This window comes from Rhodanobacter sp. Root561 (genome assembly GCF_001427365.1).
In the GTDB taxonomy this organism is placed as follows: domain Bacteria; phylum Pseudomonadota; class Gammaproteobacteria; order Xanthomonadales; family Rhodanobacteraceae; genus Rhodanobacter.
Genome location: NZ_LMGH01000013.1, coordinates 324,397 through 341,611 on the forward strand (window position 1 = coordinate 324,397; position 17,215 = coordinate 341,611).

Sequence of the window (17,215 nt, forward strand, 5' to 3'; positions counted from 1 at the left end):
GGAGGTCCCACCGTCGTGCATCCGTCGCGGCTCGCTTCCCGATCATGGACGGGAAGCGCCTAGGGCGCCGGCGCCGCGGAGTCCAGCGCCGCGCGCACCGCGTACAAGGTGTCCATCCGCGGCACCGGCCGGGTCAGCCAGGTCAGGATGCGCCGCACATGATTCGTGGTGACCCAGCTCTGGTCCTGCAGCCACAACTGGGTCCGCACCATGTCGGCCCGTTCCCGGATCGCTTCCTCCGTCGGTCGCACCCGGTTCCTGACGTAGCGCCCGACTTCACCCACGGAGCGCGACCACTCGATGCCGGGCAGCGCATGCAGCCACAGCTCCGAGCACGACACCCGGGTCAGGGTCTGGCGCCGCGAGACCGTGCGCAGCAGGCGCGGACAGTCGCGCTCGAGCCGGGCGAACACCGCCTCGGGCACCGCGTTCCTGTAGTAGCGCGCCACCAGCCGCAGCGGCGGCAGCGCCCACCAGGGCGGCTCGGCGGCTTCCCACAGGGCGTCCCAGTCAGCGGCGACCATCCGCGTGGCCAGCAGCGAGATGTCATGCAGGTGCAGCAGGCGCAGGCTGCGACCGCAGATGTTGCCCGCCGCGTGCAGCAGCAGGTGGCTCATCAGGGCGCCGCTCGACGGGTAGTCGTTCAAGCCCGCTTGCGGCACGCGCGGATGGATCCGCCCGGTGATGTCGACGGTGGAGACCGGCAGCCGCTCCTGGATGCGCGTGTGCAGCTCGATGTTGACCGGCGTGTCGCGGTGTTCGCCCAGCCCGGGAACGGGCGCGCCCTCGGCCGGCTTGAACACGCGGTGCTTCCACTGCACGAACGACTCCACGTAGCCGAGCTCCTGCAGCAGGGCGATCGTCGCCGCGGCATCGCTTTCGCGCACCAGCAGGTCGATGTCCGCCATCGGTCGTTCGCCCGGCGCGTAGAGTCCCAGCGCGTGCAGGGCGGAACCCTTCAACGGCAAGACGGCCAGCCCGGCGGCGCGCGCGGCGGCGTCGATGCGTTGCAGCAGGGTGACGATGCGCCGATGGCGCAGTTCGACATGCTCGCGCTGGCTGTCGAGGAAGCGGCGCCACGACGGGCGCTGCCAGGTCGAGCACTGGCTGAGCAGCGGCGACACGCCGTGCGCGGCGGCAACCGCCGCGGCCAGCTGCCATTCGATTTCGCTCCACGGCGGCGTGGCGCCGCCCGGCCGCGACAGCGCCAGCTCCACGGCGAGCGCTTCGGTGGTGCGGCGCAGGCCCGCCTTAACGATGTTGAGCGGCGGCAGCATGGCGGGCCGGTTCGGCATGGTCGGGCGTCGTCGCGGGTGTTGGCGCGGTGGCGTCTTCGCTGCGGTGTGCGCGCTCGTCGGCAATCAGCGCGGCCCATCGCGCCTCGAACGCCGCGCGGGCTTCGCGGTGCTGCTGCGGCGATTGGGCGGCTTTCGACTGCTGCAGCACGACCTGCTCGTGCAGCAGGTCGCGCACGTGGCGATAGAAGTCCGAGTCGTAGGCGCCGCGGAACATCATGGCCAGGTCGCCGCTGTCCTGCCAATGCGTCTTCGCGCCGAGCTGGGCCTTCACCTGTTCGTAGAATTTCGTGCCCGGCAACGGATACGACACGCTGACGCCGATGTCGTCCGGCGCGGCCTGCGTGATCAGCTCGCGGGTCGCCAGCAGGTCGACGAGTTGTTCGCCCTGATAGCCGAGCTGGATGAAGAAGCCCACCCGGATGCCGTGTTCGCCCAGCCGTGCGCGGGCGGCGATGAGGTCGGCCACGCGGGTGCCCTTGTTCATCGCGTCCAGCACGCGCTGGCTGCCGCTCTCCGCGCCGATCCACGCCTCGGCGCAGCCGGCGTGTTCCAGCGCCGCGGCCATCCGCTCGCTGATCAGGTCGGCGCGGGTCTGGATGGTGAACGGCACCGAACCGTCGGCGTCGGCCAGGTGCCCGGCGAATTCGCCGACCCAGTCCACGCGGAAGCCGAAGATGTCGTCCGCCAGCCAGATGTGGTCGGGCTGGAATGTCCGTTTCAGGTAGGTCATTTCCGCCGCCACGTCGCTGGCGCTGCGCTGGTTGTAGTGGTTGCCCCAGATCGGCTTGGCGCACCAGTTGCAGCGGAACGGGCAGCCGCGCGAGGCCGCCATGTTGAGGCTGAAGTAACCGTGCCGTTCGAGCCACATCGCGCGGTAGCGTTCGACGTCGACCAGGTCCCAGGCGGGATGGCCGACCAGCCGCGGGTCCGGCGGCAGCACGCCCACGCGGGTCAGCTGTGTCTGCCCGTTGGTCAGCGTGGCCACGCCGGCGATGCCCGCGACCCAGTGCGGCGTGTCGATGGCCGGGTCGCGCTGCAGCCGCCCGACCAGTTCGATCAGGGCCGCGATGCCTTCGCCGATCAGCACGGCATCCGCGCCCGCCGCCAGGAAGGCGTCCGGGTGGTCGGACGCGTCGGAGCCGGCGACGATCACCCGCGCGCCGTCGGCGCGGGCCTCGGCGATCATCTGGCAGGCCGCCTCGCGCATGCGGCCCAGGCACATCTTGGTCAGGTAGTTGAAGTTGTCCTCGTAGAGGACGACCACATCCGGCCGCGTGCTCTGCAGCGCGGCCTGGTAGTCCTCCACGCCCGCGGCCAGCATCGCGTCGAACAGCGCGACCTGGTGCCCCATCTGCCGCAGCAGGGCAGCGACCTGGATCGTGGCGAGCGGCGGATAAGGCTTGCCGCGCTCCCACTGCTTCGGGTCGTAAGCCAGGAAGTAGGAGTGGCCGACCTGAATCTTGAGCATCTGCTGGAGGCCTCGATCATCGTGGGAAGCAACGGCAGCCATGGGCCGCGTCGGCTCCCGCTTCCGCGCTGGCTGCCGGTGAGTGCGCCAGCGCGCCGCTTCGGTTGCCCCGCGCGGCAAAAAAGTCCGCAGGGGTGTGCAGGCACAACCTTTGCCGCCCGCGGCGACACTCAGCAGGAAGACGCCCGCTACGTGCGGCGCCTCGGCCTCGCCATGGCGCGCCACCAGGACCTTGATCGAGACGATGACCTTGACTCCCTGCGCCGGTGTCCGCGACATCCCTGCTGACCCGTTCGAGGAGCGGCGCGGCCCCGTGTCCTGGGTGGAGCGACAGATCCTGGGCGGCCGTTTCCGCTTCAAGAGCGGCAGCGAGGCGCTGCTCGCCTTGGTCGATGCCGCCTACGCGGGTTTGCCGTCGCAGCGGTTGCCGGTGGCCGATGCGGCGTTCCGCATCGAGCTGCGCCTGGTATCGCGGCCGGCTCCATCACCCACGGCCGAACCCCCGCCGGTGCAGGTGCAGTCCGGCGCGGGCCTGATCTGCGGCGTGATGGACGCCGCGAACTACGTGGTGCTGGACCCCGCGCAGCGGCAGGCGCTGGTGGTGGCCTCGGACGACATGCTGCTGCACCCCTACCACCTGCGCTACGAGCTCATCGAGTTCGCGGTGTTCACCCTGGCCACGCGTGGACTGGGGCTGGTGCCGCTGCACGGCGCCTGCGTCGGCCGCGACGGGCGCGGCGTCCTGCTGCTCGGCGCGAGCGGCGCGGGCAAGTCGACGCTGGCCTTGCACAGTCTGCTGCTCGGCCTGGACTTCCTCGCCGAGGATGCCGTCTTCGTGCAGCCCGAACGCATGCTGGCCACCGGCGTCGCCAACTTCCTGCATGTGCAGGCCGATGCGCTGCGGTTCGTCGATGACGAGCGCAGCCGCCGCTGGGTGGCGAGCGCGCCAGTCATCCGCCGCCGCAGCGGCGTCGAGAAATTCGAGGCCGACCTGAGGCAGGCCCGTGGCCGGCTGGCGCCGCAGCCGCTGGCGCTGGCCGGCGCGGTGTTCGTGTCCAGCCAGCTGGCCGACGATCCCGCCGCCCTGCTCACGCCGATTCCCGCCGGCGAGATCGCCGCGCGACTGCGCACGGATCAGCCGTATGCGTCCGGCCAGCCCGGCTGGCATCGTTTCGAGCAGCAGCTGATCGCGCAAGGCGTGCACGAACTGCGCCGCGGGCGCCATCCGCGTTCTTCGGTCGATGCCTTGCGCCAACTGCTGCCTGCCGTCGGCGCACCCGCATGAAGCGGTCCGCCGAAGCACGGCCGACGCGCGATCGCAGCTACGACATGCTGCGTTCGCTGGTACGCACATTCACGCGCGTCGACACGGTGGAAACCGCGGCCTACGTGCTGCTGTCGCTGGCCAGCGCGCTGGCCGGCAGCCTCGCGGCCGTGCTGCTGGTGCCGCTGGTGCAGCCCGGCCATGCGCGGACGTTCGCCGGCGGCGTGTTTGCCGCGCGCGGCGGCGTGGAGTTGCAGGCGGCGATCTTCGCGGCGGCCACGTTCGCCTTCGCCGTGCTGCGCTGGTCGACCGCCCGCCTGGGCGCCCGCCTGACCGCACGTTACGGCATGACCCGGCGCCGCCAGGTGCACGCGCGCCTGCTCGACGCGCGGCTGGATGCGCTGGCGGATTCGACCTCGGCCGAGATCGCCAACGTGCTCACCTACAACGTCGAAATCATTACCCAGGGTTTCAGCGCCCTGCAGCAACTGCTGGTTGCGGGCGTCACTTCGCTGGTCAGTCTGGCGGCGGCGTTCTGGGTCTGTCCGCCGCTGATGCTGGCGACGCCACTGTTTGCCGTGTTCGGCGTGATCGCCTCGCGCGCGTTCGGTCGCGAACAGTCGCGGGTCGGTCGCCAGTACGTCGCCGACATGACGCGTCTGTTCTGGCACAGCGAGGACTTCCCGCGACGGCTGCGCCACGTGCGCTCGTTCCAGCGCGAGGATGCCGAGAAGCACAGCTACGGCGCGATCTCCGCCCAGCTTGGCCAGGGCTATCGACGCCAGCTGGAACTCGTCGCCAACGGGCGGCTGCTGCTGGAGCTGCTGGCGGCGGTCGGGATCGCGGCAGTCTTCGTGCTGGCCTACCGCTGGCGCGGGGTCGATCAGGCCGCGCTGATCGCGGCCTGCCTGCTGCTGGGGCGACTGCTGCCGTACCTGGTGTCGACCCGGCAGAGCTTCCAGCAATTGCGTTCGGCTGCGCCCGCGTTCGAGCTGTGGCAGCGCTACATGGGCCTGGAGGCGGTGCGCTCTTCGGCGGCATCGGCGCCGGCGGATCGGACAGCGTTGCACATCGAACGGATGCAGCTGGCGCCGCCACTGGCCGCTGTCGATGTCCGCCACCTGCGCCTGGCGCCCGGCGAGCTGACCCTGGTTTCCGGCGACTCCGGCATCGGCAAGAGCAGCCTGGTCGACGTGCTGGCCGGCATGAGCCCGCCCGGGATTTTCGCGGCACGGGTCGACGGACATTCCATCGGCTTCGGCGAATACCGCGAGCGGGTGCGGCATGGCGCCTATGTCAGCCAGAGCGTGCGTCCGTGGCAATACTCGGTGCGCGAATGCCTGCACTGGGCCGCGCCGGAAGCGAGCGACGAGATGATGCAGGCCGCGCTGCTGGATGTCGGCCTCGACAAGCGGCTGGCCGATTCACCGGATGGACTGGACACCACGCTGCACAGCGCGTCGAGCCGATTGTCCGGCGGCGAACTGCAACGCCTGCTACTGGCTCAGGTGATTCTGCGCCAGCCGTTCCTCGCCGTGCTCGACGAAGCCACCAGCGCGCTCGACGCTGCAGCCGAGATCCGCGTACTGGCCGCGATGAAGCGCCGATTGCCCCGCACGATACTCATCGTGGTATCGCACCGGGCCAGCGTGGCGACGATCGCCGACCAGTGCCTGAGCATCGACGGCGACTTGGTCGCCACGGTTTCCACGAAGGCTGGCCTGCGCAGCGCTGAGCCGCAAACGCATGGCGAGCGTGGGCGCCCGCACGAAAGGCTGGTATGAGTCATGGACAGACGCTGTGCGGTCGATCCCGGGCCCGCGGCGATCGTTCCCGCACTACCCGACCGTGCATGTGATCGGCGTCAAACGTCTGCGTGGGCTTGCAGCCCACAGGCGCGTCGGACACTGATCTCTGTGCAAACTTAATTAGCCACGTCCCCTTTAGTCTCTGTTAACCATGACGCTTTTGATCCTTGTGCTTTACGTCAATGGCCTCTGCTGCTGCGTTGGCGCCTGCAATTGCTTCGTGCCCCTCAATAGGCAGTGACACTGGCAAATCATGGTAAGCGCCGATGTCTGCGGTGCTATCTACGAATAGGTGGTAAGCAATACCTAGCGAAGCACCTTGGGACGCAGCAAGTACGTAACGGTCCTTGTGCTTTGCTATTGAATCCCAGATCGGGTCGTGGCGCTCAGGTAGAAACGAATGAGCAATGCTTACGAATGAAGCAGATGACAGTAAGAATGTCTCAATGGCCGCGCCAGAGATAATTGAATGAGTGAAGATGGACCTATGCGCGTCAATCCCTGCGAGCAGATCCAAATCGGGTACTCCGCCATCACCGTCCACTCCTCCAGACGCGACCAAGAATGCCAACGTCGACACAACAAGGGCTGGCGCGTTGATTCGGGGATTTGATTGCAAATCTTCCTGGATCGTCTTGGCTGATGCCGCAATTGTGACGCCGGCGCTGGAAATAGATTCTTTTGCTGCATGGGCGCGACTTTTAGCGTGGTCCGCAAAACTGCCGGTGCGATGGGCGTTGTAGCCGTCTGTTATTTCGCCCACAGTGCCCTTGCATATCCGTCCGACAAGCCTGCCGAAATTTTTGGCACGCCTCCAGGTGACCTTGCCAAAAAGCACGGCAGAATCTCTACCCCAAGAGTTGAGCTGCTCTCGCGGAATTTGCCGAAGAGCATGGACTAGCTCCTCCGTCATACGCGCCTGACGCGATTTGCTTAAGACGTAGGGAGCGGGGAGTGCTGTTGTCATGGCTGACGCTGGAATTGAGCGGCGGCGCAGCCGTCCGCCTCGAATGAAATGTAGGCGCCGCCAGCATCATCTTTGCCGCCACCGTCGCCAGATTTTGCGGCGTGCTTTTTGCCCAATGCAATTCCGAACACGATGCCGATTGCGATGCCAGGGCCGATACCTAGAGCGAGATTGCCAAAGACTATTCCGAGGCCACACCCGATGGCGACACCGATACAGATGCAAAAACCCAAGCAACGCTGCTGCTCCGTCGGTTCTTTTGACATGCCTCGAATCCTGTGGCGTCTAACGCCTGACTCAAGCCGTGCCGCGAAGCGGCGTCGGCTTGAAGGAATTGTTAGGCATGCCCTCTTGAAAAAGCTCTTCAAGCTGCGGAACCTGCTTCAAGAAATTCTCCCGTGCGAATGGGTTGAATGTGGGGCTACTGACCAAAGTCTCTCGAATGAACGCATACTGCCCGAGAAGCAAATCTTTGGTGGCGGCTGCGCCCACGGCCCGGTAGATATATGCGACCAGTTCCATGTGCAGCCGGCAATCTAGGTGAGGTTGGGTCAATGATTTCTTTCTGCGCTTGATGTAGGCATGAACTGCTTCAAGTGCTCTTGCGTCGCCCACATCGCCAATTGCCCATAGTGCATAGTCTTTCGCTCGATACGCAGGATCGTTGAGGCGCTCAGCGTAATAGAGAGTTTCATCCGGACCGGCAATGTGAGCAATAGTTAGCATTGCCGTGGCTTTTACATCTTGAGTTGGGTGGGTTGCTAAGCGCTTCAAAACAGGTATGCAGCGACTGGTGCCGCAGTGTCGCAGCCCAATCACAGCCCAGTAAACATCCATCTTTGACGCTTGGGCGTCGATGAGACTAAGCAGGTACTCCTCGTTCCACACGAGATCCTTATGCCTACGGCGAAGCGTCAAGGCGATCTCTCGGGCTTCATCGTCAGAAATGTTGAATGGCATGCCTAACGCTTATTGGACCCCACGTCGGGGTATATGCAACGGATGTTCAGGCTTGGCCTGCAGCGCGTCAAGCAGGAAAATTCTGCGGCCTGACGCGTGCTTGCGGATGCTGCGGCCTTTGCATATCGCGCAAGGTGAAGTGCTATGTCTTATGACTCCGGAAACGCAGGAATAAACCGTATGGTCAGTCCTGCGGGTTCGCGTTTGCTGGATGGAGTGCGGCGTGTGTTGCAGCTGAAGCATCACAGCATTCGCACCAGGGGTTTGCATCGCATGGATACGTCGCCTCATCCTGGCCAATGGCAAAGCGTGGAACAGGTGTCAGGGACAATTCGTGGCCAGCTGCCACGAGTAAAGCTGTCCCCGACACCATGGCTCCCCCTACGGCATCGCGAAACTGTTGTTGCCGCGATTGCCGTCAGGCAACGCCCGCGCCGGATCGATCGTGACCGACTTCAGCTTGCGCGTGCCATCCACGTGGACCACGTAGCTGCGGTGTTGCTGCCAGGTTTCCACCGGCACGCGCACGTCCTGCTTGCTGCCGTCGTCGTAGACCAGTTGCAGGGTGGCGGGCATGACCAGCTGGTCCAGGTTCGCCACGGTGACGTCGACGCCCTTGCGGTAGTCGCCGTCGGTGTAGGCGGCTTTCTGCACGGCCAGGTCGAGCTGCCAGTTGTGGTCGAACCAGCCGCGCCAGAACCAGCCCAGATCTTCGCCGGTCTCGCTTTCCATGAAGCGGAAGAAGTCGGACGGGCTGGGGTGCTTGTAGGCCCAGGTGGCGATGTAGCGGCGGAAGGCGGGGTCGAAGCGTTCCGGGCCGATGATCTGCTCGCGCAGCAGCACCAAGCCGAACGCGCCCTTGAAGTAGCTGATCGGGTGGCGGTATTTCTCCGGCACCATGTCGGCGCCCAGCAGCAGCGGCGGGGCGTCCTGGTCCTGCAGCACCTTGGCGATCTCGTCGGCCGGGTTGCCCTTGCCCGGCGCGTATTCGCCGTCGCGCTTGGGCGCGTATTCGCCATGGTTGAACGCGTCGGCCTCGTAGACGTCGATGAAGGTGTTGAAGCCTTCGTCCATCCACGCATCGCGGCGCTCGTTGCTGCCCACGATCATCGGGAACCAGATGTGCCCGATCTCGTGCGCGATCACCATGTGCAGGCTGCGGCCCTTGGCCAGCTTGTGGTCGAAGGTGATGCCGGGATACTCCATCCCGCCGGCGGTGCCGGCTTCGTTGATCGCCACCGGCCATGGGTACGGGTACCACTGCTTCGAGAAGTATTCGGTGGAGGCTTTGAGGTATTCGGTGGCGCGGCCCCAGGCGGCGTCGCCGCCGCTTTCGGCCGGATAGACCGACATCGCCAGCGCGCTCTTGCCTGCGGGCAGGTTGATTCGCGCCGCGTCCCACACGAAGGCCTTGGAGGCGCCGAACGCGACGTCGCGAGTGTCGTGCATGGCGAAGTGCCAGGTCAGCGTGCCGCTCTGCTTTGGACGGCTGGACGGCTGGGTGACTTCGTCCGCGCTGCGGATCATCACGGTCTTGTCGCTGCGGCGCGCCTGTTCCAGCCGTTGTTGCTCGGTCCTGGTCAGCACGTCCTGCGGGTTCAGCAGTTCGCCGGAGCCGGCCACGATCATGTCCCACGGCACGGTGATCGCGTAGTCGAAATCGCCGTACTCCAGATAGAACTCGCTGTTGAGGTAGGGCGCCGTGTCCCACCCGCGCAGGTCGTCGTAGACGGCCATGCGCGGATACCACTGGGCGATCTCGAAGATCTCGCCGTTCTTGCTCGGGTTGACGTCCATCCGCCCGCCGAACTCGCCGGGCACGGTGAAGCTCCAGGCGATGTGCAGTTTCAGCTGGCCGTCCTTCGCTTTCAGCGCGGTCGGCAGCTGCACCTGCATGCGGGTGTCGGAGACGATCCACTTCACCGGCTGCGTGTGGCCCTGCGCGTCTTCGACTTCGACCGAGCTGATCCTGTAGCCGTCGGTGAACTCGGTGGGGAACTTGCTGGTGAACGCGCCACGGGCGTCCTTGCGATAGCGGTTCTGGTCCAGCTGCAGCCACAGCACGTCGAGCACGTCGGGGCTGTGGTTGGTGTAGCTGATCACCTCGCTGCCGCTCAGCAGCCGGGTGGCGGGATCGAGCGTGGCCTTGATCCGGTAGTCGGCGCGGTTCTGCCAGTACATCGGGCCGGGCTTGCCGCTGGCGGAGCGGTAGGCGTTGGCCGGTTGCGGGTAGCTGTACGGCGCGAACGTCTGCGCGGGATCGAAGCGCGCAGGCGCGGTGTCGGCGGCGAAGGCGGGCGCCAGCGAAAGCGCGGCGAAGGTGGCGGCAAGAGTGAGCGTGAGGTTGTTCATGCGAAGCCTTTGGGGAAGGGAAGACGCTTTACGGCTGGCCACCGCGACGGATCAGCGCCAGCAGTTCGTGGCAGGCGCCCATCGTGTGGTAGTCGGTCTTGCCGGCGGGACTCTTTTCGTCGTCGTACTTTCGGTTGTCGCGGGTGAGGATGCGGTACCAGGCGCCGTGGCGGTGATCGACGAAATGCTGCCACGCGTACGCCCACAGCTTCACGTACCAGTCGTCATGGACAGCCAGTCCGCTGCGCTCGTGCAGCAGGGCGGCGGCGGCCAGCGATTCGGCCTGCACCCAGAAATACTTGTCGTCGTCGCAGACGCTGCCGTCCGGCGCGAAGCCGTAACAGATGCCGCCGTACTCGTTGTCCCAGGCGCGGGCCAGCGCGGTGTCGAACAGGTGCTGCGCGGTGGGCAGCATCCAGTCCGGCGCGGCACCGCGTTCGCGCAGCAGCGGCTCCATGATCAGCAGCAGCTTGGCCCATTCGGTCTGGTGGCCGGGCTGGAAGCCCCACGGGCGAAACAGGTGCTTCGGGTCGTCGCGGTGGTAGTCCCAGTCGATGGCCCAGTCGCGGTCGTAGTGTTCCCACACCAGGCCGCCGGCCAGCGCCGCCTGGCGACGGGTCATGTGATCGGCGAGGGTGTATGCGCGATCGAGATAGCGTGGCTCGCGGCTGGCCTGGTAGGCGGCCAGCATCGCCTCGCACATGTGCATGTTCGCGTTCTGGCCGCGGTAGTCGCTGAAGTGCCAGTCGGCATCGGCCTCGTCGCGGTACAGCCCGGCGTCGGCATCCCAGTAGCGCTGTTCAAGCAGGTTCCAGGTCTCGTCCATCCAGGCGGCGGCTTCGGCGATGCCGGCTTTCACCGCGCTGGCGCAGGCCAGCAGCACGAAGGCGACGCCGTAGGCATGGTTGGTGCGGTCTTCCGGCTGGCCGTCGCGGATGGTCCAGGCGTAGCCGCCGCTGGCCGGATCGCGATGCACCTCGCGCAGGTAGCGCAGGCCGTGGCGGGCGGCGTCGAGGTACTCGCCTCGAAGCGTCGCGTCGTCGCCGAACTCGATCGCCGCCATCGCGTAGTTGAAGACGAAGCGGGTGCTGCTGACCAGGTGCCGGTGGCTGCGATCGTAGATCGTGCCGTTGTCGCGGAAGTAGTGGAAGAAGCCGCCCTGCGGGTCGATCGCGCGCGGGTGGTAGAACGCCATCGTCTGCGCGATGTGTCCGCGCAGGAACTCGGCGGAACGGAAATCGGCGGAAGGAAAATCGGGGCTGCTGTTCATGCCTGCTGTTCCATGAAGGCCAGCACTTCGTCGCCGCGCGGCATCGCGGCGAACGAACCCTGGCGGGTGACGGTCAGCGCGCCGCAGGCGGCGGCGAAGCGCAACATCGCGTGCAGGCGCGGCAGCTCGGTCACCAGGTGATCGAGTCGTTCGGCGCCCGCTTCGAGTTCGGCCAGGCAGCACAGCAGGCCGCCGACGAAGGCATCGCCGGCGGCGGTGCTGTCGACCACCTCGACCGGGTAGCACGGCAGCTCGCCCTCGGCGTCCGGGTGGAACCAGCGCAGCGGCTGCCCGCCGTCGGTCACCACCACCAGCCGGGTGCGGCCCAGCCACAGGCGGTCCAGCGCGGCCTGTTCGCCGTCGACCGCCAGCCAGGCGAATTCCTCGGCCGACAGCTTCACCACGTCGGCCAGGTGCAGCGCGGGCCACAGCAGCGGGCGGGGATCGATGTCGCGCGGCCACAGCGCCGGACGCAGGTTGAGGTCGAAGCTGACCAGGGCGCCGACGCCGTGTGCGCGCTGCATGCCTTCGCGGGTGGTTCCGGCCAGCGCGGGGTCGGTCATGCTGTTGGAGCAGACGTGGAACACGGCGACGTCGCGGAACGTGTCGGCGCGGAAATGCGCCGGCCGGAACAGCAGGTCGGCCGAGTTGTCGCGGTAGAAGCTGAAGCTGCGTTCACCGCGGGCGTCAAGGGTGACGAAGGCCAGCGCGCTGTTCGCCGCATCGGTGCGCACGATGTCGTCGGTGCCGACACTGGCCTGCTGCAGGCTGTCCAGCAGGAAATCACCGAAGCGGTCGCGCCCCAGCATGCCGGCGAAACGGGCGGCGCCGCCGAGACGCGCCGCGGCGACCGCGACGTTGGCCGGCGCACCGCCCGCGAAGGGCACGAAGCGGGCGGCGAAGCCGTGGCCGTCGAAGCCGTCGGCGTGCAGGTCGATCAGTGCCTCGCCGAAGCACAGGATGGGATGGAAGGCCACTCACGACCCCCTTTGCGAGGCGTCGGCGGGCAGGCCCCGGATGCGCGAGCCGCTCAGGCCATAGAACACGATGTACAGGTAGCACAGCAGCGGCAGGAAGAACGCGTGCTGCAGGCCGATGTGGTCGGCGAGCAGGCCCTGCAGCGGCGGGATGATCGCGCCGCCGACGATGGCCATGATCAGCAGGCTGGAGGCCTTGCTGGTCATCGACCCCAGCCGCTCGATGCCGAGCGCGAAGATGGTCGGGAACATGATCGAGTTGAACAGGCCGATCGCGATGATGCTGACCATCGCAACGTCGCCCTTGGTGAGCATGGTGGTCAGCACCAGCAGCGCATTGATCGCGGCGAAGCCGGCCAGCAGCTTGCGCGGCGAGAACTTCGCCATCAGCGCCGAGCCGATGAAACGGCCGATCATCGCGCCCAGCCAGTAGTACGACACGTACTTCGCGGCCTGCTGCTCGCTGACGTGGCCGATCTCGGGCAGCGACAGGTAGTTCACCATGAAGCTGCCGATCGAAACCTCGGCGCCCACGTAGAAGAAGATGCCCAGCACGCCGAACAGCACGTGCGGGTGGCGCAACACCTCGGCGAAGCTGTGGCGGTCGTGGTCGCCCTTGTCGGTGGCCTCGCTCAGCGCGGGCAGGCGGAACAGCCAGACGAAGACGGCCAGCAGGAACAGCACCACGGCCAGGCCGATGTACGGACCCTGCACGGCCTGCGCCTGTTGTGCCTGGTAGGCCAGGTGTTCGGCCGGCGGCAACGCGGCCAGTTCGGCCGGACTCTTCACCACGCTGGACAGAATCAGCATGCCGCCGAACAGCGGCGCCAGGAAGGTGCCGAACGAGTTCAGTGCCTGGGCCAGGGTCAGCCGGCTGGAACTGGTGCGCTCCGGCCCCAGCAGCGCCACGTAGGGATTGGCCGCCACCTGCAGCACGGTGATGCCGGTGGCCAGCACGAACAGCGCGGCGAGGAAGGCGGGATACAGCTGCAGCGTGGCGGCGGGCCAGAAGCCCAGCGCGCCCACGCCGGCAATCGCCAGCCCCGCCACGATGCCCTTCTTGTAGCCCAGCGCGGCGACCATCCATCCGGCCGGCAACGCCATCAGGAAGTACGCGCCGAAGAAGGTGAACTGCACCAGCATCGCCTGGAAGTAGCCGAGCTGGAACACCGACTTCAGATGCGGGATCAGGATGTCGTTGAGGCAAGTGAGGAAGCCCCACATGAAGAAGATGGTGGTGAGCACGCCCAGCGCCATCGGATAGTCGGTGTAGCGCTCGCCGTGTGCCGGTGTGCCGGGCGTCGGTGACGGAGCTTGAGCGAAGGCCATGGAATTCCCCTGTGCGAATGAGCGGATGGGTCAGGCGGCGGGTGGTGGGCAGCTGCTTTCGCGCACCATCAGCCGCACCGGTGCGACGGTGCGGCGGCTGGCGGCCTGCGGTTGCTGCAGTCGTTGCAGCACCAATTGTGCGGCCTGCTTGCCGCGTTCGTGCGGCGCAGCCGACAAGGTGGTCAACGGCGGCATGCCGAGTGCCGCCTCGGCGATGTCGTCGAAGCCGGTCAACGCGAAGTCGTGGCCCGGGCGCAGCCCGCGCTGGTTGAGGCCGAGCATCAGGCCCAGCGCGACCGCGTCGTTGTAGCAGACCGCCGCGGTCGGTGCGAGCGTGCCGGCGAACAGGGCTTCGGTCCGGTGGGCGGCATCGAGCCGGGTCGGCGCGCATTCGACGCGCCAGTACGGTTCGGTGCGCAGTCCCGCGGTGTGCATCGCCTCGGCGTAACCGGCATGGCGCTGCCGGCACGAACTGGAGTCGTGGTGGCCGCCGAAGAACGCGATGCGCCGGTGGCCGCGGGCAATCAGGTGTTCGGTGGCGAGGCGGGCGCCGTGCTGGTTGTCCAGCATCAGCTGATCCCAGTGCGCGAACTCGGGCAGGGTGCCGCCCAGTTCGCGGTTGAACAGCAGCATCGGTGCACGCCGTCCGACCACGGCCAGCACGTCCGGCGCCTTGCTGTGCTCGGCCGGCGACAGGATGATGCCGGCCGGGCCGTGTTCCAGCAGCGAACCGAGCACGGCCTGCTCGCGCGCGATCGATTCGCCGGTGCAGCCGAGCAGGGTGACGAAGCCGGCGGCGGCCAGCGCCTCGTCCACGCCGGCGGCGAATTCGGCGAAGAACGGGTTGGCCAGGTCGTTCAGCACCAGCGCGATGCTGGTCGAGGTGCGGCGGCGCAGGTTGGCGGCGGCGCGGTTGTAGACGTAGCCCTGCCGGCGCAGTTCTTCCTCGACCCGGGCGCGGGTGTGCTTGTTCACCAGCGGGCTGCCGCGCAGCACCAGCGAGACCGTGGCGCGCGATACGTCGCAGCCGGCGGCGATGTCGTTCAGGGTGACCTTGCGCCCGATCGGGCTATGACTCGACATGCAGTTTGCCTCATTAGAACGATCCAAATTTAGCTTATCGCAGCAGTTCGGCACGTCGCAGCGCAGCATGCCATGTCCCTTGCCGGATGATAGCGTGCGGACTTGAATCGTTCCAAAGGTAGATCAGATGACCGTCCGCTTGCGCGCTGTGCTTCCCTCTCTGCTCGGTGCCGCGTTCGGCATCGCCGCCCTCGCACCCGCCAGCGCGCATGCCGTGCAAGGCCATGCGGCGGCGGTCGATCCACGCATCGGCACGGGCGGCGACGGCCACACTTTTCCCGGCGCCACGGTGCCGTTCGGGATGATCCAGCTGTCGCCGGACACCGCGATGCCGGACTTCAAGCATGCGTACAAATGGGCCGCCGGCTACCAGTACGGCGACAGCAGCATCATGGGTTTCTCGCACACGCACTTCTCCGGTTCCGGCCATTCGGACCTGGGCGACGTGCTGGTGATGCCGATCGCCGGCGACGTGCGGCTGGAACCGGGCGACCCGGCCAAACTGGGCAGCGGCTACCGCTCGCGCTTCTCGCACGACAGCGAAGTGGTGCAGGCCGGCTACTACGCGGTGACCCTGAGCGATTACGGCGTGCGCGCCGAACTCACCGCGGGGCGCCGGATCGGCTGGCATCGCTACACCTTCCCGACCGGCAAGCCGGCGCACCTGCTGCTGGACCTGCGCCCGAGCATCTACGACTACGCCGGCAAGGTGCTGTGGTCCAGCCTGCGCGTGCATGACGACGGTACCGTCACCGGCTGCCGCACCACCCGCGGCTGGGCGCCGGGACGCGAGCTGTGTTTCGCCATGCGCTTCTCGCAGCCGATGACCTCGCGCGAGTTGTTGAACCGCGAGACCGACGTGACCTACAAGGGCTTCGCCGGTCCGGGCAACCACGCCGCGGATCACGACGCGCAGAACGGCCGCGCCCTGGTCGGCGTGTTCGACTTCGGCAAGCTGAAGCAGCCGCTGGAAGTGAAGGTGGCGATCTCCACGGTGAGCGAGGCGAACGCGATCGGCAACCTCGACCATGACGGCGCCGGCTGGGACTTCGACGCCCGTCGCGCCGAGGCCACGGCGGCGTGGGACAAGGTGCTGGCAGTGGTCGACATCGACGCGCCGAAGACCGCCCGCACGCAGTTCTACACCGCGCTGTATCACGCTATGCTGTCGCCCACGTTGAGCATGGACGTCAACGGCGACTATCGCGGCCCCGACCACGCCGTACACAAGGCGGACGGCTACGAGTTCTACTCGACCTGGTCGTTGTGGGATGTCTACCGGGCGCAGCAGCCGCTGATGGTCCTGCTCAATCCCCAGCGCAGCACCGACTTCATCCGCTCGCTGATCGCCGCGCGCGAGGCCAGCCCGTTCGGCATCCTGCCGGTGTGGGCGTACCAGGGCCTGGAGACCTGGTGCATGATCGGCTACCACGCGGTGCCGGTGATCGCCGACGCGTACATCAAGGGCGTGCGCGGCTTCGATGCGGACAAGGCGCTGCAGGCGATGGTGGCCAGTGCCACCTACGCGCCGTACGGGGATCTCGCCGACTACATGAAGCTCGGCTACGTGCCGATCGACAAGGAACCCGAAGGCGCCTCGAAGACGCTGGAGTACGCCTACGACGACTGGTCGCTGGCGCAGATGGCGAAGGCGATGGGCAAGACCGATATCGCGGCCGCCTTCGCGAAGCGCGCCGGCAACTGGAAGAACGCGTGGGACCCGAAGACCGGCTTCATGCGTGCCCGGCTCGCCGACGGCACGTTCCGCGAGCCGTTCGATCCCACGGCGGCGGGCTATGGCAGCGACTTCACCGAAGGCAATGCCTGGCAGTATTCGTGGTACGTGCCACAGGACGTGCCTGGCCTGGTCGCCGCGATGGGCGGCGAGGCGAAGTTCGTGGACAAGCTCGATGCGCTGTTCGACGCGAAGGTCGACCCGGCCCACTTCAAGCACGTCGAGGACATCACCGGCCTGATCGGCTGGTATGCCCATGGCAACGAACCCAGCCATCACATCGCCTATCTGTACGACTACGCCGGCGCGCCGTGGAAAACCCAGCAGCGTCTGAAGCAGATCATGGACAGCCAGTACGCGGCACGGCCGGACGGACTCTCCGGCAACGATGACCTGGGCCAGATGTCGGCCTGGTACGTGTTCACCGCGCTGGGCTTCTATCCGGTCGCGCCGGGCAGCGACGAGTACGCGCTTGGCCGGCCGTTCGTGGCGCGCGCGGCGATCCACCTGGACGGCGGCCGCACGTTCACGATCACCGCCGCGCCGCTGGATGACGCGCATCCGTACGTGGGCTCGGTGACGCTGGACGGCAAGCCGCTGGACCGGCCGATGTTGCGTCACGGCCAGATCGTGGCCGGTGGCGAATTGCACTTCACCATGCAGGCGCAGCCCGCCTCGTCGTGGTCGGCAACACACTGATTGTC

13 protein-coding genes are annotated in these 17,215 nt (G+C 67.0%); 3 read left to right on the forward strand and 10 right to left on the reverse strand.

The genetic code is table 11. From position 1 onward, the window contains the following. Positions 1-59: 59 nt before the first annotated feature. The gene (locus tag ASD55_RS13705) at positions 60-1,277 is read right to left on the reverse strand and encodes a nucleotidyltransferase family protein (RefSeq protein ID WP_056766891.1); all 1,218 of its coding nucleotides are present in this window, start codon (positions 1,275-1,277) and stop codon (positions 60-62) included. Next, complete coding sequence (locus tag ASD55_RS13710) at positions 1,252-2,766, reverse strand: radical SAM protein (protein WP_056766893.1); 1,515 nt, start codon at positions 2,764-2,766, stop codon at positions 1,252-1,254. The genes ASD55_RS13705 and ASD55_RS13710 overlap by 26 nt, the downstream gene beginning before the upstream one ends. A gap of 244 nt (positions 2,767-3,010) precedes the next feature. Here ASD55_RS13710 and ASD55_RS13715 point away from each other — a divergent pair, with 244 nt between their 5' ends. After that, positions 3,011-4,051, forward strand: coding sequence for a serine kinase (locus tag ASD55_RS13715; protein ID WP_056766895.1), 1,041 nt, complete (start codon positions 3,011-3,013; stop codon positions 4,049-4,051). Continuing rightward, entirely contained in the window at positions 4,048-5,814 is a 1,767-nt protein-coding gene (locus ASD55_RS13720; RefSeq protein ID WP_056766896.1) for an ABC transporter ATP-binding protein, read from the forward strand. Before ASD55_RS13715 ends, ASD55_RS13720 begins: the two co-directional genes overlap by 4 nt. A 169-nt stretch (positions 5,815-5,983) precedes the next feature. Here ASD55_RS13720 and ASD55_RS18510 read toward each other — a convergent pair whose 3' ends face one another. The 8 genes from ASD55_RS18510 to ASD55_RS13750 all read right to left on the reverse strand — a co-directional run bounded on the left by ASD55_RS18510 (position 5,984) and on the right by ASD55_RS13750 (position 14,776). Beyond that, positions 5,984-6,676 (reverse strand): hypothetical protein, encoded by a 693-nt coding sequence (locus ASD55_RS18510; protein ID WP_157599011.1) that lies wholly within the window; start codon positions 6,674-6,676, stop codon positions 5,984-5,986. Positions 6,677-6,801: 125 nt separating this feature from the next. Continuing rightward, positions 6,802-7,071, reverse strand: coding sequence for a hypothetical protein (locus tag ASD55_RS18515; protein WP_157599012.1), 270 nt, complete (start codon positions 7,069-7,071; stop codon positions 6,802-6,804). A 31-nt stretch (positions 7,072-7,102) separates the two neighbouring features. Then, positions 7,103-7,765: a hypothetical protein gene (locus ASD55_RS18520; protein ID WP_157599013.1), complete on the reverse strand. Its 663-nt coding sequence runs from the start codon at positions 7,763-7,765 to the stop codon at positions 7,103-7,105. A gap of 381 nt (positions 7,766-8,146) precedes the next feature. Beyond that, positions 8,147-10,117: a M1 family metallopeptidase gene (locus tag ASD55_RS13730; protein WP_056766900.1), complete on the reverse strand. Its 1,971-nt coding sequence runs from the start codon at positions 10,115-10,117 to the stop codon at positions 8,147-8,149. A gap of 28 nt (positions 10,118-10,145) precedes the next feature. Next, positions 10,146-11,387, reverse strand: a complete 1,242-nt coding sequence (locus ASD55_RS13735) for an AGE family epimerase/isomerase (protein WP_056766902.1) — start codon at positions 11,385-11,387, stop codon at positions 10,146-10,148. Beyond that, positions 11,384-12,364: a carbohydrate kinase gene (locus ASD55_RS13740; protein ID WP_056766904.1), complete on the reverse strand. Its 981-nt coding sequence runs from the start codon at positions 12,362-12,364 to the stop codon at positions 11,384-11,386. Before ASD55_RS13740 ends, ASD55_RS13735 begins: the two co-directional genes overlap by 4 nt. Then, positions 12,365-13,621: an L-fucose:H+ symporter permease gene (fucP, locus tag ASD55_RS13745; protein WP_200946201.1), complete on the reverse strand. Its 1,257-nt coding sequence runs from the start codon at positions 13,619-13,621 to the stop codon at positions 12,365-12,367. It abuts the gene before it with no gap. Positions 13,622-13,723: 102 nt separating this feature from the next. Continuing rightward, on the reverse strand, positions 13,724-14,776 hold the full coding sequence (locus tag ASD55_RS13750; RefSeq protein WP_056766908.1) for a LacI family DNA-binding transcriptional regulator: 1,053 nt from the start codon (positions 14,774-14,776) through the stop codon (positions 13,724-13,726). A 127-nt stretch (positions 14,777-14,903) separates the two neighbouring features. Between ASD55_RS13750 and ASD55_RS13755 the strand changes: the two genes are divergently transcribed. After that, the gene (locus ASD55_RS13755; protein WP_056766910.1) at positions 14,904-17,210 is read left to right on the forward strand and encodes a GH92 family glycosyl hydrolase; all 2,307 of its coding nucleotides are present in this window, start codon (positions 14,904-14,906) and stop codon (positions 17,208-17,210) included. Positions 17,211-17,215 lie beyond the last annotated feature (5 nt).